The following is a 21,652-nucleotide window of genomic DNA, read 5'->3' on the forward strand; positions in this document are numbered from 1 at the left end:
AAAAATTACATTTTCAATAAATAATGAAAAATATTTTTCATTATTTGATGTATAAGTATTTAATATGTATGAATATTTACTTATTAAAAATGAGAATATGAATCAGAAATACTTACAAAAGATAATTATCTTGAGAAATATTGCCTCATATTACAGAAAAGTTGCGTTGGCTTTGCTCAATAAAAGCTTCTCTATTTTTAACAAAGCTCTCATTTTTATGCATCCATATGTGATGTAAAAAGACGCCTATTTGCGTTTCTCTTATAGATAGATTAAATAGTGACAGCACCTTTGATCACTTTGTCTCTTTTGACTTCTCTTTTGGGCATTAATTTATGGTATCTAACCCACCTTTTCTCGCTCTTTTACCTTTGGGTGCACACGAATATCACGGAGAGCACCTTCCTTTCGAAACCGACTGGATTATTGCTGAAGCTTTTGCAAAAGCCCTCACTTTACAAACAAAAGAGCAGTTTCATATCGCACTTTTACCGGTTGAAAAGATTGGCTATTCTATAGAACATATGGATGTTACAGGCACGCAAACCCTTACCTTTTCTGATGCGATTAAGCGATGGATAAAGATTGGTGAAAACTGTTATCACAAAGGGATCAACCGTCTTCTTCTTCTCAATGCTCACGGAGGAAATTCACCTTTAATGAGCATCGTTATCACCGAATTACGAAGGCGCCTTTCGATGCTCGCTGTAGCAACAAGCTGGAGCCGTTTTGGTTTACCACAAGGTCTCATGGAGCCATCTCAACAACATCTTGATATCCATGGAGGCTTTATCGAAACCTCTCTCATGCTCTATTTAGCACCAGAAAAAGTCCATATGGAAAAGGCAGAAAATTTTCATAATAAACAAGCGGATATGATTGCCAATTATCGGTATTTACGTGCTTATGGTCCTCATGCCTTTGGTTGGACAATGAAAGATCTAAATACGCAAGGTGCGGCAGGAAATGCAAGCAAAGCAACACCACAAGCCGGTGAAGCAATCTTTTCTCATGTTCTGTCTCAGCTTCGTGATTTACTTGATGATATCAATCGATTTAACATAAACACATGGCAATAAAGAACAATAAAAGGTCTCTCCATGGAAACGATACACCCCAAAAAACTTCCCGTTACGGTTCTCACAGGCTATCTTGGTGCTGGAAAAACCACCCTTCTCAACCGCATTCTCAGTGAAAATCATGGCAAACGTTATGCCGTCATTGTCAATGAATTTGGTGAAATTGGTATTGATAATGACCTGATCATTGAATCAGACGAAGAAATTTATGAAATGAATAATGGCTGTGTTTGCTGCACCGTACGTGGTGATCTCATTCGCATTCTAGAAAGTCTGATGCAACGTTCTCATCGATTTGATGCGATCATTATAGAAACGACAGGGCTTGCTGATCCCGTTCCCGTAGCACAGACCTTTTTCATGGATGATACTATCCATGAAAAAACAGCTCTCGACAGTGTCATAGCGGTCGTTGATGCAAAGCATTTTCCCTCTCAATTAAAAACAAGTCGTGAAGCTGAAGACCAAATTGCCTTCGCGGATATTATTCTTTTAAATAAGATTGATCTTGTCACCCAACAAGAACGCAGCCATGCTGAATCCCTTATTCTGGCCATTAATCCCAGAGCCATAATTTACGCAACAGAGCGCGTTAACATCCCTGTTGATAAACTCCTCGATCGTAGTTCCTTTGATCTCCAACGCACTTTAGATAATGATCCCCATTTTCTTGACCATCATCACGCAGATCATGTATGTGGTCCCGATTGTAATCATGATCATGACCATCATCACGCATCCACCATTCATGATATTACCATCACTTCTGTAAGTTTAAAAACAGATGCTCTGCAACCAGAAAAGTTTTTCCCTTGGATCCAGCAGGTTACACAGCAACAAGGACCTGATATCTTGCGTCTTAAAGGCATTATCGCCTTTCAAGGAGACGATGATCGTTACGTCATTCAAGGGATACATATGCTTCTTGAAGGACAACATCAACGCCCATGGCGTGAAGATGAAAAACGAGAAAGCCGCCTTGTCTTTATAGGACGCTCTCTTGATGCTGAAAAATTAAAAACTGGTTTTGAAAATTGCGCATAAGTGAGTGATAATGCCAAACATTACCCATTATGATCTCAAAAGTTACTGCCTTTCCTGCGGTTTTATAGGCAATAAACCAGCCTTTGTTTCCGTAGAAGGTCTCATTGTTTTTTTTAATCCAACCCCACAAATCGTTGAAGTGCACCAAGGAATAATTTCAAGCCATTTTTCCCATGACAATACCGCGATCATCACCGGTGGAGAAGATGGAAAAGTCTGTCAAACAACCGCAGCAGATCACACGGAAGTGTTAAGCCAAAAAGAACGCAAATGGATAAACAACGTTGCTTTTGGTCCACAAAAAGCTTTTGCTTTTTCCTCCTCACGCCTCGCATTTGCGCATATTGGAAAAGAACGACAAAAGCTCACACATGAACGCAGTGTAGAAGGCCTTGCTTTTGCCCCAAAAGGTTTGCGACTTGCCGTTGCCCATTACAATGGAGTCACTCTTCATTGGTTATCAACGCAAATATCTCCCACCACATTGGTATGGAAAGGAGCTCATTGTGGTGTCACCTTTTCACCAGACAACCGCTATGTCATTTCCACCATGCAAGAAAACGCCTTACACGGCTGGCGTCTCACTGATAATCAGCACCTCCGCATGAGTGGCTACCCAAGCAAAGTCAAAAGCTGGTCTTGGAGTGCAAAAGGAAAATGGCTAGCAACATCAGGTGCCTCTGCCGCAATTGTTTGGCCCTTTCATACAAAAGATGGCCCCATGGGAAAAACACCTCTAGAACTAGGCACACGAGCAAATGCACTTGTTAGCACCGTTTCATGCCACCCAAACAAAGAAATTGTAGCAATAGGCTTCAATGATGGAATGATTTTAGCGGCACAATTCCATGATGGAAAAGAAGTCCTTCTAAAAGGTTATGGGAAAAGTGCTATCTCAGCACTTAATTGGGATCAAGCAGGGCAAAACCTCTCCTTCGGTAGCGAAAATGGTGAATGTGGTATAATCAAGATCACTGATTAAATTAAGCACCCAAAAGCGCAATCATCGCCGATAAAGAATGCCCACACAATCCTCCAGAAATCTTATCCCCTTGCATCTCCAGAGCTCTCAGAAATCCTATCTCCCTAATCTCCCCCCAAAAATCTCCTAAAATCTTCGTAATCATTAAATCTTCCCTCTTCCTTTCCTCCCCCCTTTAGACAAGAAAATACCTTAAACATGTTTTTTGACCTTTTAACATTGCTACCCCCATACAAGAATAAAAACATCACTCTCAAGACCGCCCCCCATCTCCCTATAAACATCTATATAGGCTACATACTTCCACAAAAGCATTTTTCTTAAAAATTCGGCAAAAAATAGCTGATATCATCATTGAAACAACGATTTATTCTTACGATCAGAAGAAGGGAATTCAACACTATTTTCCTAAATAAAAAATTTTTTGATTTCCCCCTCCAAAGAGCAAAGTTTCCTACGAGCAGCCTTCCACACTTTAGTTTCTTGCCTAGAAAATTCTATCTAATAATCATTTCATGGAACTTCTATTACCGCCCTCTGTTCCGGTATCTCCTTCATCTCCGGATTCTATTCCTTCTGCTTCTTTCCCATGTTAAACCAAAGCCTTCTGGGTCTTCTGACCCTTTGGATTCCTCGTCTAATCTCCAAATTAGAGCGGTTGTTCCACAGGTTCCAACTTATCTTCTTTTGCCAAATGCCTTATTTCATGCTGATTTAGTGGATATGATCACGCAAAATAAGACGTTGGAGACAATGCGGAATGCTTTTCATTCCTTTGGGAAAGATAATAAAAAGACAGCCTTTTTTCTGCGTGCTTATGGGGGGAGTCATCATTATGCTTCCAATTTATCTGCTTTTGAATATGGTTATGGTGCTGAGCTCGATTATAATGCACTTGAAGCAGGTGTTTTGTTAAACGAGATTGAGAGTTTATATGGTCGTACATTCTTTGGAGTTTTGGGGAACTATGGAAATCTTTCTCTACACCCTCAGGATGTTGAACAAAGCAAAAAAAGCGCATTTAATAAATGGTCTGTTGCTGCCTATGGAAGTTTGCAGCATGATAGGGGTTTTTTATATAGATGGGGTGGTATCGTATGGTCTTTTTAAGGGTGATGTTTTGACCCTTTCACGGGGCAAGGTTGTGGCGTTAAAGGGTAAACAGTTTAGCGGTTCTTTAACGAGCGGTAGAACGTTTGCAACAGGGTATAAAGGTGTTGTTTTTGCTCCGCAGATTCAGGTTATTTATCAGCATCTTCAGTTTAATAAGACGCGTGATATTGATTTAGGAAAATTTCATGCAATAATTCAGAATGCTCATTCATCATTTTACATATTGAATAAAAACTAAATATTATAAATTTCTTTCATTTCAAACCTGTTTATATTTAATCAATTAACCCCTTGTCCATCACAAACGAAGCTGGCATGCAAAGAAGGACTTTTGAAAAAAGGTAAATTACTTCTTATGAACATTCTCGAGTGCTAAAATCTGCGCAAATATTGAATGCTGAAAAAAGAATGGTGATATCCGCGCATGACCGCAATGAAAATAATATCCTGTATCTTATCGAAATTTCTCTGCCACCTATCACTTACAAAACAACAACCATAACAACACGATAAAGCATACTTTACTTTTATTATAATTTGACCTCAAACTCCCTCTTTTTGTTCTAAAAATAAGTATCTATCCAAAATTCTTAAGTAAACATCCTAAAAAAGAAACAAATAATATGCGTATTAAATGATATAAACGTGAATAAAGTTCTAAAACAAAATTCAAAACAATGCATAAAACTCATAAAGACTAAACTTATGATCTATAAAAATGAATAAAGAAATGGACAAAAACAACCACCTATATCGTCTCTTTTGAAAGATTATGCCGAAAGCATTCAGCATTCAAACTTTTCATATTCACAATGAAATCTGTCCTCATATCTTAACATCAAAAATTTTAGAAAAATTTCTCATCGCATAAAAGAAAGCATCTATTGTAATCTTTTATATCAAAAAATAACCATATTGATGAAGCAAAATAAATTTTAATACATTAAAAGGCCGAAAATCTTCTGCCTTTTAACTAAAAATACATATTGCAGCTCATCAAAAGAGGTGGCGCAATCCAGCAGAGAAACTCGTTCCAGAAAAACCAATTTTCTTAAATCTATGCTGATAAGTGACATCTCCACGAAGAGAAAGTTTTGATGAGAGACGGGCATTAAACCCAACCCCTGCTTCCAAAGAAGAACCAAAGGAACCTAACTGAAAATCGTTTTTAAAAGAAACGAATTGCTTATCTTCAAAACTATGCAAATAAGAAAGCTTACCATAAAAAGAAACTTCACGTCCCTCTTCCACAACACCTAACGTCTTGCTTAAACGCCCACCAACACGCCCCACCCATTGATGAAATTTTCCTAAATCAACATCAAGATTATCAATATCACGCGCCTGATTAAACTGAAGATGCTGATAAACAACCTGAATCTGCGGATCAAAAACAACACCTTTATACCCTGTTGCAAACGTTCTACCACTCGTTAAAGAACCGCTAAATTGTTTACCCTTTAACGCCACAACCTTGCCCCGTGCAAGGGTCAAAACATCTCCCTTAAAAAGACCATACGATACCACCCCATCCATATAAAAACCGGTATCATGCTGCAAATTTCCATAAGCAGTAACAGACCATTTATTAAATGCGCTTTTTTTGCTTTGTTCAACATCCTGAGGGTGTAGAGAAAGATTTCCATAGTTCCCCAAAACTCCAAAGAATGTACGACCATATAAACTCTCAATCTCGTTTAACAAAACACCTGCTTCAAGTGCATTATAATCGAGCTCAGCACCATAACCATATTCAAAAGCAGATAAATTGGAAGCATAGTGATGGCTCCCCCCATAAGCACGCAGAAAAAAGGCTGTCTTTTTATCATCTTTCCCAAAGGAATGAAAAGCATTCCGCATTGTCTCTAACGTCTTATTTTGCGTGGTCATATCCACTAAACCAGCATGAAATAAGGCATTTGGCAAAAGAAGATAAGTTGGAACCTGTGGAACAACCGCTCTAATACCTAGCTCAGGCGGAACATCAAGCGGTATAGAGAGATTAGATGAAGGTTCCAAAGCATCAGAGGACTGAGAAGGCTTTGGTTCAACAGGGGCAGAAGGAGGAGAAACAGTATCCAGAGATGAAGTGTCCTCCGGAGCAGAGGGCTCAGATGGCAGAACATCATTAGTAGAATCTTCAACTGGAACAAACGGTGCAGGCATAGGTTGCACAGCAGAAGGAGCCTCCGGAACTGTTGGTACAGAGGGAGGCTCAGACGGAACTGGTGCAGAAGGAGTCAGCGTCGAATCCGTAGGGATAAATATTTCAGACGGTTCAGATCCTTCAGGCAAAGAAGGTGTAGATGGTATAAGTGGAGGCTCAACAGAAGGGGGTTGTTCAGGTGAAATAGTCTCTGTTGGTCGTTTAGAAGGAACCGTCTCTTCTTCAGATTGAGGAGGTAAAACTGTAGACGTTGGCTTAGAAGCAGTTTCAGAAGAATCTAATTCAGGACCAATGTAAACACTTTCGAGACGAAAATCCCAAAAATCCCCTTCTCCAACAACCAATCTATTCTTTGGATCTGCATTTCCAGAAGAAGAACTTGGACCATAGACACGAAGTTTATATTGATAAGGAAATCCATTCACCGTAGTATAACTATTGGCTAACTTAAAAGAACTTTCCTCTGCTGTCCCAGCAACTTGAACAAGTGAAATACTTTGACTTCCTTTATTGCCAGCTTCTTCTTCTAAGGTTTTGGAAAATTTCTCCATCATGAGCAGTGTACTTCCCAAAACATTCCCGTAGATCAAAATACGATCAGTTTTTTGAGGATTAAACGAGCCGTCATTATTCACAAACGCACTCATCTTAATCTGCACATTTCCCTTTGCATTATAGGCTTCTTTATCATATTGTATCCCCTCTATTGGATTTATGTCATTTAGATTACTTCCTTTCTCAATATATACTTTTCCAATATATAGCGTTTGATAATCTTGAGATATAAATTTATCAAAAAAAATTGTGCTATCAGAAATGCTTATAGACGAAAGTAATGAATCTACAGGAAGAGATTCCAGTAAATCTGTATGTTTTCTTTTGGTGAGATACCATGCAGAGCCATTTGTTAATTCTAAGTGAACAGTTGATGCATCCTCAACACGAATACCCCCTGTAAGGATAGAATCCTTTGCTTTCACCAATAGAGAAGAATTATTTTGAGCCTTTAACAATAAATCACCAGAGATCTTTGTCCTTTCTGTTAATTCAATGGTAGCTTCAGCTCCATAAATATCATCTCCCGTACTATAAATGGCAATACCATCGGGAACTGAAAAAGTTGTCTGTGACAAATGCAAAGATGCTTCACCCCAAACAATTTTTTCTACTTTTGAAAGTTTTTCACTCCCTACCTTAAACATATCACCCCATACATCTGGGCCTAATCCATAAAAATACAGACCGTATACTCCCTCACCCTGAACAGAAATTTCTGTACCTTCAATCTTAATATTTGTCTTTTTAAACTCATTTGATGAAGCGTATTCTTGAACCAATTTACCTTCAGCATCTGCATAACCTGCAAAATTCGTAATCAAGAAGCCATGCATATCAGTGAGCTGAATAAAATCACCACGTAATTGAACATTACCACCCTGTGATATGTCAAAAGCTCTTGGAAATTCATCAACACTTTCATTATCAACTACAATCGTGTGTTTCTTACCTTTTCCCTGAATATTGGTTGTATCAATAAGATATTTTCCCCCAAATTGTGTTGAAAACGCACCAATCTCATTAAAAGTAATAGTACTGCCTGACATCCTAATGAATGCATCAGAACTACTAACAAATCCAATCCCTTTTGCATTCAAATTATCTGATACAATATCAATATTTACGCTCACTAAAGCAATATCGGTTTTTTTTCCTTCTGCACATACAGCTTGCAAACTACCTTCAATCTTCCCTCTATTCATCACAACTTGCCCATTCTGAACACGAAAACCGGACATATCCTTAATATTTGAATTGGTTAGAACAAGCTTGCCATCATCTTTTACAGATGCACTATATAAAAACATCTGCTTTGGCCTATGCGAGATAATATTTGTCTCTAATAAATTTAAAACAGTTCCCTCTTTTTCTATAGAGAAGACAGCAACAAAATCATCTAGAGAAGAGACAGAAGGAGTATAATTTTTATTACTTATCGTATGTTTTTTACTATCGCTATATGTAAAAAAACTCTCTGATACATTACAGGAAGTTCCTAAATTATTAGGATTCGCATTAACACTCACGATTGGCAAAAAAGAAACAATAGCCGTTGTAATAAATAAAAATCTATACCCGCTTAATACATTAACCATAACTTTATTCCCAATTTGCCTTTCTCCCCCTGTTAGTTAAAAATAAAAAACATTCCCCATAACATTAAGTTAAACACACTAAAAATAGCAAGTATAAAACTTAAATAATCACTTTATACTTCATAAAACACTCTATAACTTATGTAAAAATTACTCTATATTTCATAGGCACCTAAAAACGATAGTATAAACCGCCTGAAAAAATAATCCCTGAAAAACCACCTTTTCTAAGGCAATGCTGATAAGTTACATCTCCATGCAAAGCAAAGTTTGAAGACAACTGAGCCTTCAATCCCATTCCAGTTTCTAGAGAAGAGCCAAAAGCCCTTATTGGAATTCATCTCCAAACCGCACACGTTGTTTTCCTCTAAAACTAATGGCAAGCTGAAGCTCGCAATTGAAAGAAACAACAAGAGCCTCTTCAGAAGCAGCAAGCATCTTTCTTAAAGACCACCAACACGCATCACCCATAAATCAAGTTTTCCCATCTCAATATCAAAACCATCAATATCAGACGCCTTATCAAACCGCACATTTTGATAAATAACCTAAACCTGCGGATCAAAAATAACCCCTTTATGCCCTGTCATAAATGACTTGCCCGCAATCAATGAAGCACTCAAAGGTGTTTCCTTCAATGTTGCTGTCTTGCCTCTTGCTTGCGTGAGAACATCCCCTTTAAATAAACCATAGGAAAAAAGGACATCTATATAAAAGCCTGTATCATGCTGCATGCTGCCATATACTATAATAGACCATTTATCAAATGTACTTTTTTGCTTTCTTTAACATCTTGAGGTTGTAGAGAGTTTTTTTCCATTATTCTCCATTATTCCAAAGCTCAAAGTGTGATGTGTATCCTCAATCGCATTGAGCAAGACACTTGCCTCTATACCATGAACATCAGAAACCTGAATCTTACCTTCATCAAAGGAAAGAACCACCCTGTTTCACACCAAACACAGATTGAGATAACGTAGCATTTCTACCACTTTTCTTTTCGCCATTTCCTGTAATAGAACTCTTTTTAAAAGAAGTTTTATTATCTTTTGACACAACCACTGCTGATGTAATCTTCTCAGATCTCTTTAATTCTAAAATTCCATCAGTTCCTGAAAGCCTTTTTCCCCTTTACTTTTTTGCGGCTTAATAACTATGTTATGAGTTCGTATTGTAAAAATAACACCTGTAGTCCTCCTATCCAATCCACTCATATATAACTTATTACGACTTCCAAAAGTACGAGAAGCATCAACTGTATCACACGAATACGACTTAAAAAGAGAATTACACGAGGGGTTATAATCTTCTCCACTCACATCTATATTGTGCGCGAAGAAAGAAATAGAGGTCGTAAGAGAACACACACATGGCGTTTTAGTACTTTAATCATAATTTAGTCTAAACTTCCTTTATTTTATTCATAAAAAACTGAAAAGACACACCTGGTTCATCTACTTATTATTCTTATTATGTACCGTTACATATAATTTGTTTTGTATTATATGTAAAGTCAAAAATCAGAAAAACGACACAACAAAACCATGTTTTGTGCTTATGTCTTTCACAAAGGATGTATTAAAGAAAAATACAATTAAAAATGATAACTTAATCCACCAGAAAAATGCGTTCCGGAAAAGCCGTCACTCGTAAATTTATGCTGATAAATCAGATCGCTATGAAAAATAATTTTGGGAGATAATTGCGAAAAAACACCAAATCCAGCTTCTAAAGAAGTCCCAAAGGAACCAAGCTGGAAGGCATCTTTAAAATATACAAATTGTTTATCATCAAAACTACGAATGAAATGAAGCTTACCATAGAATGAGAGAACATGTGCATCTTTATCTTTAGTAAATGTAAGTGTCTTCGTTAAATACCCACCAATACGCATCCCCCAATGATCTGGACTTCGCATATCAATATTAAAATTATCAATATCACGAGTCTTATGAAACTGGAGATTTTGATAAACAAACTGAACCTGTGGTTCAAAAATAAAATATCGGCTGCCTATCATAAACGTTTTACCAGCAATTAAAGAAACACTTAGGGGCTTCCCTCTCAATGCAGCCGTTTTACCTCGCTCAAGTGTGAGAACATTTCCATTAAACAAACCATAAGAGAAGAGACCATCCATATAGAGACCCGTATCATGCTGCATGCTTCCATATGCTGTGATTGTCCATTTATCAAATATACTTTCTTGACTTTGTTTAACCTTTCGAGGCTGCAAAGAAAGCTTGCCATAATTTCCCATAATCCCAAAAGATGTCGTACTGTATGCACTTTCGATTTTCTTGAGTAAAATACCTGCCTCTAGTGCATTATAATCAAGCTCACCGCCATAATCACCATATTTAAATGCAGACAAATTTGAAGTATAATGATGATGTCCACCGTAACCGCGCAAAAACAAAGCGGGATTTTCATCATTTTTCAACAACCGACCAGGAACAGTTCGCAGCGCTTGCAACTGCTTGCTTTGATTACTGATATCCATCAATCCAGCATAAAATAAGGTATTTGGCACAAGAATATAAGTCAAAACCTGTGGAACAACGACTCTCACATTTGGCTCAAAATGAGAAGAAGGCTCAAAAACAGATGCCGGAACAGAAGAACCAGACGCAGGTGGAGTAACAACAAAAGGAGTGGGTGAAACAGATGGCGGAACAGAAGAACCAGATGCAACTGGGGAAACAACAGAAGGAGTGGGTGAAACATGCGGCGGAACAAGTGAACCAGATGCAACTGGGGAAACAACAGAAGGAATGGATGAAACAGATGACGGAACAGAAGAACCAGATGCAACTGGGGAAACAACAGAAGGAGTGGGTGAAACATGCGGCGGAACAAGTGAACCAGATGCAACTGGGGAAACAACAGAAGGAGTGGATGAAACAGATGACGGAACAGGTGAACCAGATGCAACTGGGGAAACAACAGAAGGAGTGGGTGAAACATGCGGCGGAACAGGTGAACCAGATGCAGGTGGAGAAACTGGATTAGATTCAGCAATAGCGGGAACAACAGGTGCAAGAGAGGAAAGAGGATTGGGGATCTCAAGTACAAAAACATCAGATACATTAGGTGTGGTCGTAAGATGGGAATCCCTATCAGGAGAATCTACAGGAGAAGAAAGACTTGGCTCCTGAGACTTTTGCTGAGAGTTAGAATCAATAGAACCATCCTCACCTCCAGTAATATTAGGATGAATTTTAGGAAAAGAAGGAATATCATCAGAAGAAGGGGGGACAACCAAATCAAGAACAGGAAAAACTTTAGTGGAATCAACAAATTGACTTTCAAGTCGGAAATCCCAAAATGTTCCAGAGTTTTTAAGCACTCTTTGATTGGAATCTGCCGCCCCTAAAGCAGAGCCTGGACCATAACTCTTAAGATGATACTGATAGGGGGAGGCTTCAAGTGTGACATACCCCCCCTTTAACTGAAAAGAATCTTCCATGGCTTTTCCATAAACCTGAATAATGGAAATCCCCTGATTATTACCACCATCTCCCGTCAATGCCCCTGGACTTCCAGGAATCTTATAAACATGAACTGTTGTTTTTCCTTCAAGATCACCATTGATTAAAAGCCGGTCAGTTTTTTGCTCTTGCAGAGTTCCGCCTTTATCCAAATATGCATTAAGATAAAGATTCACATCACCGTGCGCTTTATAGACAGTCCCAAATCCTTTTCCAATGAGAAGTGTCTGATAACCATTTGTTTTTTTAGATTTTAATTCTTCAAAAACAAGAGAACTATCCGTAAGATTAACCGATGAAATAGAAGAATAATCTTTTAACCTAGAACCAGAAGCATCAGAATTTTGCAATTTGTCATATTTTGGTCGCGATAAAATCCACTTTGAACCATTTTTTAAATCTATCTTAGCTGTAGAACTTTCATCAACATGTGCGCCTCCTACAAGGGTAGAAGCATCAGCCTCAATCTTTACATTAGAACGCTCAACAGCTTTCAGGAGTGAATCTCCAGAAATTTTTGAATGTTGTGAGAGTTTAACAGAACTTTCGAATTCGCGACTATAAATAGCCGTACTTTCTGGAGCCATAAAAGTTGTCTTTGTCACATGGACAGTCCCTTTTCCAGGTATAATTGTTTTTTTATCATTTAAGACAGCTTCCCAAAAAAAGTGCATACCATTAAATTCATTCCCTCTCACAAAAACATTGGAATATTTTATATGAGCAGCATTATGGTTATTCCCCTGCACTACAATGCCATGAACATTGTCGACATTAACGTTTCCCTTCTGGAAATTAAGAGAGCCTTTCCCCTGAAGCATACTAAAAGCAGAACCTTCACGATGATTATCTGTATTTGTTCCCTGTTTCCCCCTCCCAGTAATAGAAACGCCCTCTAAATTAATTTCTCCATCTCCTCCTGTTTGAACACCAATACCATCAGCAAAATCAATTTTTCCTCCTTTCATATAAATTTTTGCACCATTATGACTCAAAAGACCTATCGCATCAGAAGATGTCTTAATCTCTGTCTTGGTCAAAGAAACAAACGACCCTTTACCCGCAACACTGATCCCCATTCTGGTTGCTTTAATCACCCCATCCTGCATTTCAAAAGCTCCCTCATCATTAATATCGGCCCCTATCGACACGTTATTTAACATGGAATCAAATAGAGCAACGCCTCCCCCATTTGAGGACTTTACAGCTGTTGTCCAAGCGTTTGTTTCTGAATGTCCATGTGCATTCGAAACACCGTTAATGATTATAGCCTCTCCCTCAATGACTGTATTTTTCCCTGATGCCTCTATGGCAGCATAAGAACTTTCACCCGTAAGTTGATAAGTTTTCTTGGTAATTTCATGCGTTTTACCATCATTACAGCGATAAAATGAGGCACTTTCGTTACATGAATATGGCTTCTTCTCAGAAGAAATCTCACCTGCATCAGTATTGTATACAAAGAAAAAAATAACCGTTGTAAAATGATATAAAGAGAGATGATTTTTAAACATAATTTTCTACAAACTTTCTTCCCCTTCTCTAAAAACAAAAAACACGCGTTCTGTTTAATAACTTTGGTTGCGCGTGATAATTTAAAATACGTTTTGTATTTTATATATCCGCCCTATGTTTTATGTAAAGCCAGAATCCCAAAATATCACAATTTAAAATTGTATTATTTATAAAAACGCGTAAAAATATAGATAGAAATAAAAATTCCACCCCAAAGCAGTGATTTCAAGAGAATTTAATAAAAATAAACTCAAAGAAGAAAAACAGCATAAGAAGCAAAAACTGCAAACCAGAAAGCCTTATCTCGTTTCTAAAAAGAAACAAACTTGCTCATGCAAAAAAAACATTTTTTTAAAAAACTTATTTAAAAAGTTGCAAACAAATAATAAAAAACCACAAGCTATGCTTGTGGTTTTTTAAACAACTTACCTCAAGATGATCATCCTAAAAACGATAGCGCAATCCACCAGAAAAACTGATTCCAGAAAAACCACCTTTACTCAACTTATGCTGATAAACCAAATCACCATGAAGCGCAAATTTTTGAGACAAGCGAGCATTAAGACCTAATCCAGCCTCTAGAGAAGAACCAAAAGCCCCTAACTGGAAAGAATCTTTAAAGCGCACAGACCTTTCTTTTCCAAAATCATGGGCAAAATGAATCTTTCCATAAAAAGAAACATCACGATCTTTTTCAGACGCAGTAAGAGTCTTTATCAAGCGACCACCCATACGCACCATCAATTGATCAAGTTTATCCATCTCAATATTAAAATTATCAATATCGCGGGCCTCATTAAATTGAAGATGCTGATAAACAACCTGAACCTGTGGATCAAAAACAACACCTTCATATCCTGTGGCAATTTTCTGACCACTCATCAAGGAAACACTTAAAGGGTTACCCTTCAATGTTGCCGTTTTACCCCGCGCAGTTGTCAGAACATCTCCCTTAAACAGACCATAAGATAACAAACCATCAACATAGAATCCTACATCATGCTGCATACTTCCATAAACTGTAGCAGTCCATTTATCAAATGTACTTTTTTGGCTTTGTGCAACATCTCGAGGTTGTAGAGAAAGCTTTCCATAAGACCCCATCACCCCAAAGGATATAACACTGTCAACATTTTCAACAGTTTGTAGCAAAACACCTGTCTCTAGTGCATAGTACCCTAGATCTCCCCCATAACCATATTCAAGCGCAGATAAATCTGAGGCATAACGATAACTTCCACCATAGCCACGCAAAAATGAAGCAGAATTTTCATGAATTTGCAACATTCCACTAAGATTAGTCCGTACTATCTCCAACTGCTTGTTTTGATTGCTGATATCTATCAAACCAGCGTGGAACAAACTATTCGGCAAAAGTAGATAAGTTGGCACCTGAGGAACAACAGATCTTACACCTCGTTGAGACGGAGAAACATTTTCAATTTCAGAAAGACTATCTGTAGAAGACGCTGGAACAACATCACCAGAAGATTCGGGAATAATATCCTCAACAGAAGCACGTGCAGGAGGTGTACGTTGAGAAACCATAGGAGTTTCTCTATAATCAGCAGTTTGAACATATTCATTTTCTAAACGAAAATTCCAAAATGCTCCTCCGTTCAAAGCAAATCTCTGTTTAACATGCTCCTCCCCTCTAGTAACACTTGGGCCATAAGAACGAAGAACATATTTATAAGGCGCGCCATTTAATGCAACATACTGCCCATTCAGTTGAAAAGAGTCATACGATGCATCTCCATAAACTTGAATAATTGAAACACTATGCGCTTTTTCGTTTTTTTCTTCTAAACCTCCCGCAACCCCTTGTATATGGACTATAGTTCTTCCCTTAACGTCACCATGAATGAGAAGCCGATCCGTTACTTGATGATCACTTGTATCACTAGGATTTAAACGTGCATTCAAATGAATCCAAGCATCACCAAAAGCCTGATAAACAATACCTGTTCCTTTTCCAATATAAAGCGTTTGATATGCATGATTAGTACTGGACTTTGGTTTTTCAAAAGTAATGGAACTATTAGAAAGGTGTACCGATGAAATAAACGAAACACCTCTATAATTAGGATCTTGTAATTTTTTCTGTCTTGGTTGCAATAAAGCCCACTGTGAATTATTTCCCAAGATAAGGTCGACTTTAGAACTGTTATCAACCTGAGTTTGACCGACAAGTGCAGAAGCATCAGCAACAACCTCTATAGAAGAGTTACGATCAGCCTTCAGCAACAAATCCCCAAAAAGCTTTGTTTCCTTTAAAAATATTTTAGATTTTCCAGATTGACTGCTATAAACAGCTATACTATCTGGAACGACAAAACGCGTCTTTTTCAAATCAACGCGCAATGATTTTCCCTCTGACGAACCTTCTGATGCTGCCACACCTTCAAAGTGTATACCATAAAATGCATTACCTTTCACTGTAATATTGGAATCTCCAATATTAATCTGAGGAGCTTTATCTCCCTGCAATAAAAGCCCATGAGCATCAGTAACATCAACAGAACCTTTCATAAACTGAACATAACCATCTTCAGATATATGAAAAGCTGCCTGACGACCTGCATCCAGCCCTTGATCATCCTTGCCGGTACTCCCCTTGCCGGTAATAGAGACACCCTCTAAAATAAGATATCCTTTTTCTTCTGCTTTAACCCCAACTCTCCCTAGGCTAATTTGCGTATTCGTTAAATCAACACCACTTTGAGATTTTCCTCCAGCAAAAGCCCCCACTTTGATTGCATCAATTGATCCACCAGACATTACGATGAATCCACCTTGAGCTTCCACCCCCACTAAAACCCCACTCAACGTGGAATCGCTCAGAAAGACGCCCGCTTCTTCTGATACCTTTACTCCATATTTCCAAAAATTGTTTTCCGAGTTATTCTTTTCATCCAAAATACCCTTAACAGTTATATTCTTGCCACGAATAATTGTACCTTCCTTAGACGCCTCCATGGCTCCATGAACACCATTAACATTTTTATCCATTAACGAATAAACTTTATTATTAATTTCGTGCGCTCCACCATCAGAACACTGATAAAATGCTGCATTCTGATCACATGAAGACTGCTTTTTTCCAGAGATAACCTGAGATTCAGCATTGCGTGCAAAAACACCAACATTGTGTGTCAAAAAAAGAAGTGCCGTTGTAAAAGTACATAAGGAGAAGCGATTTTTAAATAGATTGACCATAATTCCACCATAATCCCCCCTCTTCTTACTAAGATCTATACATAACGTATCAAAAAACTTAACCAAAAGAAAAATATTTAATACGTTTAGGTTTTAATATCGTGAGTTTATTAATATTTTTTGTGTTTTATGTAAATATGGAATAAAAAAATTACTCGAAAATACAATCTAAATCTGTCGCTTTTACAAAGAATTTGCAAAAATATAACTGAAGAACGACAGAAAAATCACCTTTAACGTTGTTAGTCAAAAACACCCTTAGTCAGTTGACATGCATTAAGAACACCTACTTTAACTGCCGTCTAATCACCGCCAAAACGGATATAATCAACATCCTTACGATAATATTATATTGAAACAGTGTACACTCTGTAAGCAGACAAAACATATGCCAAAATTGAGAAACAAGAGTTCACATATGCCTTTTAGGCAATCTTCATGGTAAGACAGTCTAATAAAAAGTAGGAACGTGTAAAAATCAGTTCCGATTTTACCTTTTCCTTTTAATTCAACTTTACAATATTCAAAAACATTCAGAGCCATATTTTAAAAAGTGAAGATGACACATGACTTCATCTTTTTATTTATGCATTTAAAGAAAACACACTTTCAAAAAACAATACGTCATTATGTTTCTCATTCACCAATTTTCTCAGATATCTCTCATTTTTTCCATCCCCATTTCACAACGACAGCGGATATAATATCAAGTTCATCGGATACAGCCCTCATTGTGCCTGAGTAGCATCTTTGTCTTTGCTAATTTCTAATATTGTAAATCCTCTCCTCTTAATATAATTCCCCAAATTATATTGACTCCTTTCTTAAATGATTATCCACCTGCCAATTTTACATATAATAGACAAAGGAATGCTTTTTATGGATTCATCATAAAATCCTTGAAAATATTTCAGCACCCTAAATTAAAAATATCTTTATAAATCAAAATATTATAAATAATATAATAATCACTCTGAAATACGCGTTTTGAAACAATAACGTACAAACTCTTCAGACTTTTCAAAAAAATGAAAGAAGTCCAACCTAAAAGCATATTAAAGATATGCAAAGTCATACTCTCGTAAAAATGCTATAACACAAGATGAATAGATAATGAGAAAAGCCACAAGTACAACTTGTGGCTTTTTGAAAGATTAATCAAAAACAGGAACAACACTAGAAATGATAACGCAATCCACCTGAAAAACTCGTTCCAGAAAAACCAGCCTTCGTTAGTTTGTGCTGATAAACCAAATCGCCGTAAAGCGCAAATTTTTGAGACAATTGGGCATTAAAACCTAATCCTGTTTCTAATGAAGAACCAAAAGCACCTAGCTGGAAAGCATCTTTAAAATGCACAAATTGTTTTCCTTCAAAACCATGAGCAAGATGAAGCTTGCCATAGAAAGAAACAACCTGAGCCTCATCAGTAGCAACCAGCCTCTTTGTTAAACGCCCTCCAACACGCCCTACCCACTGATGAAGCTTTCCTAAATCAATATCAAAGCCATCCACATCACGCACCTTATTAAATTGAAGATATTGATAAACAACCTGAACTTGCGGATCAAAAACAAAACCGTCTTCCCCCACCATAAACGTTTTACCAGCAGTCAATGAAGCACTTAAAGGGAAACCCTTTAATGTTGCCGTCTTGCCACGTGCAGTTGTTAGAACATCACCTTTAAACAAGCCGTAAGACACAAGACCATCAACGTAAAAACCTGCATCATGCTGCATACCACCATATGCCGTAACTGACCATTTATCAAATGTACTTTTTTGACTCTGCTCAACATTCAAAGGTTGCAAAGAAAATCTCTCGTAAGCCCCGATAACTCCAAAAGAAGTGGAACCATACATATTTTCGATTGCTTTCAGCAAAACACCTGCCTCTAGTGCATTATAATCAAACTCGCCGCCATAACCATATTCAAGCGTGGAAAGATTTGAAGTATAACGATGATTGCCGCCATAACCGCTCACAAAAAAGAGAGGATTTTCACGACTTTCTAATAAGCCCCCAGAAGTAATTCGCAAAGCTTCTAACCGCTTATTTTGATTGTTAACATTCATCAAACCAATATGACGTAAGGCATTAGGCAAAAGGAGATAAGTCGGAACCTGCGGAACAACAGCCTTAACGCCCGGCTTAGGACGAGGATGAGGCTCCGGAGCTGGTTCTGGAGAAGGTTCTGGTCCCGGAATTGGCTTAGGAGAAGGATCTGGTTTAGGTTGAACATCAGAATCTATAGACCTACTTTCAAGGCGAAAATCCCAAAATTCCCCGTTACCTTCAACTAATCTCTGATCCATACTTGCTTTTCCAAACTCAGATTCTGGACCATAACTATAAAGCTTATACTGATAAGGTAATTCGTTTAAGGCTACATAACCACCTTCCAACTGAAAAGAATCTTGCTTTGCTTGTCCAGAAACCTGAATGACTGAAATACCTTCAGCATTCCCCCCCTTTCCCGTATATCCTCCTGGACTTCCTGCAACTCCATGCACTTGGAGCTTTGTTTTTCCCGAAACATCACCATGAATTAAAACACGATCCGTCTTTTGATGATTAAGAGCACCACCACTATTCAGATATGTATTAAGAGAAATAGAGGCACCATCCCGTACTCTATAAACTTCACCCTTTCCCTTTCCAATACGAAGGGTTTGATAATCATCAACAGAAGAAGATTCGTGTCTTTTAAAATTAATAGAGCTCTCATCCATAAGACTCACGAGTGAAATAGAAGAATCATGTGCAGCCTCGTGTTGATCTTTTTGCAACGGTTGTTGTAAAATCCATTTAGAACGGCCTCCCAAATAAAGCTCAGCATTAGAGTCTTTATCAACGTGTGTGCGACCCTCAAGAGTAGAAGCATCCGCCAAAACTGTTATAGAAGCACCTTCCTCAGCTTTTAATAAAAAATTCCCTGAACGAAGAGTGCTGTGTACCAACCCCACCGCACCAGAAATCATGTTTTTACCATAAAGAGCCGCATCGTCTAAAACAGAAAACTCTGTTTTATCCAAATTAACAACTTCTAATCGTGGTGGAGCTTTTTCTTCCTCTGATGAAATTTCTTCTTTTTTATCCCCACCTTCACTCCATGGCTTCTCTCCCCGAAAATAGATACCATAAGATCCCTTACCATTTACGGTAACAGAAGAGGATTTCATATTAACTTCAGTCACAGGAATTTTTGAATCAGAATCCTCATTTGATAAATCTTTAACTTCCTGAAGAGGAATAGAATTGACTATATTTTCTAATAATATGCCATGGATACCCCCACCAGTACTAACAATATTACCCTCTAAATTAACAGCCCCCCCTAAATCCATATGCACAACCGCACGATCCTTACCTTTATCACCCTTCCCAGTAATTTTAACATTCTCGAGATTTACTTTTCCACCTAACATCGAAGAAATCCCATGGCTGTTCATAAAATCAACTGATCCACCTGACATCCAAATTTCTGAATGATCATAACTTAAAAGACTTGCATTCCCATTAGCTGTCTTAATTTCTGTATCCTCTAAAAGAACAAACGAATTCTCTGTTGCATCAACACCCTCATGACTTTCCTTAATTTTTCCATTTTTTACCTCAATCACTCCATCACTCGCACGAAGGGCTATAACTGTATTTTTGATAATCGGATCTTCCAAAACAATCTTACCGTTCTCTAATACATGCACCCCCACTAGAAAAGTTTTATCAGCAACTTGACTACTAACCGTTACATCCTCCCCGCGAACTTCTGTACCTATTCCTTTCACCGTTATAGCAGTAGGATCATCAGGATAGAAGGAAGCGTTCTCATTCGTAATCTTATAAGATTTATTATCAATTTTAGACTCCCCGCAATTATCGCATATATAATACAACCGATTATAGTAATAAAACCCAAGATTCACTCCTCTTCCATCAGAGTGCTCATTTTTAACCGTATTATCTACATTTTCCTTACGCCCATTCTCCCCAACTAATCCACTCAGCTTACGATAATCATTTCCCCCACGAATACCATCATCGTTATTGCCAACATTAATCATATTAGGAGGATAATAATTATCACCACTTTCTCCACTAAGAGGAAGCTTATGCTTATTACTCCCGCTAAGCTGAGGAGAAGAATTAGCAGAGACAACTGGAATAACCTTTATAACATAAGGTTTACTATCCTTCCCCTCTGCAGCCGCATACACTTCTCTTCCATTTTGAAGCAAAGAGAGGATAGCTGTTGTACAAGCACATAAACATACATGATTTCTAAAAACTTTAATCATAGTTCCCTCGAAACTTTCCTTCCCCTCTCATTAAAAACAAAAGCACTTACAAAACACCCCATTGCACACCTCAAAAATACGAAAAGTGTAACAAAAGAACATGCCTCATGCTCATCTGAACTGTGCAATGAATTATCCCAATAAATTTGGCAAAAGCTCTACGCCAAAACCACCTATAAGAGAACAATTGCAAAAACACACTTTATAAGTGTATAATGCATTCTGTATTTCGTGTAAAGAAAAAATAAAACCAGTGCGTGCAATTAATTAAAAACACAATCAAACCTTGTGAACTTTAAAAATTAATCCACAAGGAGATGAATGAAACAATGACTTAAATCAGTAGAAAACAAACTCTCAAAAACGAGCTTTAGAAAACATCAAATATTATATTAGATAATATCAATACAGTACCAAAAAGGATAACGTAACGCATACCGGTCTGCTGAACGCTTAAAAAGCCGATAAAAGCGAAGCACTCTATCGCATCAGTAGCAGCATAAATTTTAAGAAAATTCGCTTTAGCGAAGAAAAGTGCTCTCATGCATAAAACAAACTATGTCTTTTTTGCTTAATAAAGAAGACGAGAT

The 21,652-nt window shown here is 37.6% G+C and carries 8 protein-coding genes and 2 pseudogenes; 4 read left to right on the forward strand and 6 right to left on the reverse strand.

All coding sequences use genetic code 11. The features are described from left to right. Positions 1-335 precede the first annotated feature (335 nt). From ACFIMI_RS06825 to ACFIMI_RS06835, 3 genes are read left to right on the forward strand one after another with little or no spacing between them, the layout of a single operon-like run. Positions 336-1,079, forward strand: coding sequence for a creatininase family protein (locus tag ACFIMI_RS06825; RefSeq protein ID WP_375612284.1), 744 nt, complete (start codon positions 336-338; stop codon positions 1,077-1,079). A gap of 21 nt (positions 1,080-1,100) precedes the next feature. Beyond that, positions 1,101-2,123, forward strand: coding sequence for a CobW family GTP-binding protein (locus tag ACFIMI_RS06830; protein WP_375612283.1), 1,023 nt, complete (start codon positions 1,101-1,103; stop codon positions 2,121-2,123). 10 nt (positions 2,124-2,133) lie between these two features. After that, on the forward strand, positions 2,134-3,105 hold the full coding sequence (locus tag ACFIMI_RS06835; protein ID WP_375613645.1) for a WD40 repeat domain-containing protein: 972 nt from the start codon (positions 2,134-2,136) through the stop codon (positions 3,103-3,105). Between the two features lies 1 nt (position 3,106). Here ACFIMI_RS06835 and ACFIMI_RS06840 read toward each other — a convergent pair whose 3' ends face one another. Further along, positions 3,107-3,250, reverse strand: coding sequence for a hypothetical protein (locus ACFIMI_RS06840; RefSeq protein ID WP_375612281.1), 144 nt, complete (start codon positions 3,248-3,250; stop codon positions 3,107-3,109). A 388-nt stretch (positions 3,251-3,638) separates the two neighbouring features. Here ACFIMI_RS06840 and ACFIMI_RS06845 point away from each other — a divergent pair. Then, positions 3,639-4,405 (forward strand): annotated as a pseudogene (locus tag ACFIMI_RS06845) (autotransporter outer membrane beta-barrel domain-containing protein); the annotation flags it as partial. A gap of 809 nt (positions 4,406-5,214) precedes the next feature. On the opposite strand, the gene ACFIMI_RS06850 reads toward ACFIMI_RS06845, so the two are convergent. The 5 genes and pseudogenes from ACFIMI_RS06850 to ACFIMI_RS06870 all read right to left on the reverse strand — a co-directional run bounded on the left by ACFIMI_RS06850 (position 5,215) and on the right by ACFIMI_RS06870 (position 21,062). Beyond that, on the reverse strand, positions 5,215-8,538 hold the full coding sequence (locus ACFIMI_RS06850) for an autotransporter outer membrane beta-barrel domain-containing protein (RefSeq protein ID WP_375692365.1): 3,324 nt from the start codon (positions 8,536-8,538) through the stop codon (positions 5,215-5,217). Positions 8,539-8,710: 172 nt separating this feature from the next. Continuing rightward, a pseudogene (locus ACFIMI_RS06855) lies at positions 8,711-9,437 on the reverse strand (autotransporter outer membrane beta-barrel domain-containing protein); the annotation flags it as partial. Positions 9,438-10,132: 695 nt separating this feature from the next. Next, positions 10,133-13,543, reverse strand: a complete 3,411-nt coding sequence (locus ACFIMI_RS06860) for an autotransporter outer membrane beta-barrel domain-containing protein (RefSeq protein ID WP_375692366.1) — start codon at positions 13,541-13,543, stop codon at positions 10,133-10,135. Positions 13,544-13,988: 445 nt separating this feature from the next. Continuing rightward, positions 13,989-16,763 carry an autotransporter outer membrane beta-barrel domain-containing protein gene (locus ACFIMI_RS06865; protein WP_375621644.1) on the reverse strand — a complete coding sequence of 925 codons (2,775 nt, stop codon included), beginning with the start codon at positions 16,761-16,763 and terminating at the stop codon, positions 13,989-13,991. 1,176 nt (positions 16,764-17,939) lie between these two features. Beyond that, a complete protein-coding gene (locus tag ACFIMI_RS06870) occupies positions 17,940-21,062 on the reverse strand; it encodes an autotransporter outer membrane beta-barrel domain-containing protein (RefSeq protein WP_375681958.1) in 3,123 nt (1,040 codons plus the stop codon). Between the last annotated feature and the right edge of the window lie 590 nt (positions 21,063-21,652).

Source organism: Bartonella sp. AP4SXKL (assembly GCF_042195845.1).
GTDB lineage: Bacteria > Pseudomonadota > Alphaproteobacteria > Rhizobiales > Rhizobiaceae > Bartonella.

Excerpts from the sequence above, each read along its gene's own strand:
- ACFIMI_RS06835 (WP_375613645.1), top strand. The coding sequence starts at position 2,134 with ATGCCAAACATTACCCATTATGATCTCAAAAGTTACTGCCTTTCCTGC.
- ACFIMI_RS06850 (WP_375692365.1), bottom strand. The coding sequence starts at position 8,538 with ATGGTTAATGTATTAAGCGGGTATAGATTTTTATTTATTACAACGGCT.
- ACFIMI_RS06870 (WP_375681958.1), bottom strand. The coding sequence starts at position 21,062 with ATGATTAAAGTTTTTAGAAATCATGTATGTTTATGTGCTTGTACAACA.
- ACFIMI_RS06865 (WP_375621644.1), bottom strand. The coding sequence starts at position 16,763 with ATGGTCAATCTATTTAAAAATCGCTTCTCCTTATGTACTTTTACAACG.
- ACFIMI_RS06840 (WP_375612281.1), bottom strand. The coding sequence starts at position 3,250 with ATGATTACGAAGATTTTAGGAGATTTTTGGGGGGAGATTAGGGAGATA.
- ACFIMI_RS06860 (WP_375692366.1), bottom strand. The coding sequence starts at position 13,543 with ATGTTTAAAAATCATCTCTCTTTATATCATTTTACAACGGTTATTTTT.
- ACFIMI_RS06830 (WP_375612283.1), top strand. The coding sequence starts at position 1,101 with ATGGAAACGATACACCCCAAAAAACTTCCCGTTACGGTTCTCACAGGC.
- ACFIMI_RS06825 (WP_375612284.1), top strand. The coding sequence starts at position 336 with ATGGTATCTAACCCACCTTTTCTCGCTCTTTTACCTTTGGGTGCACAC.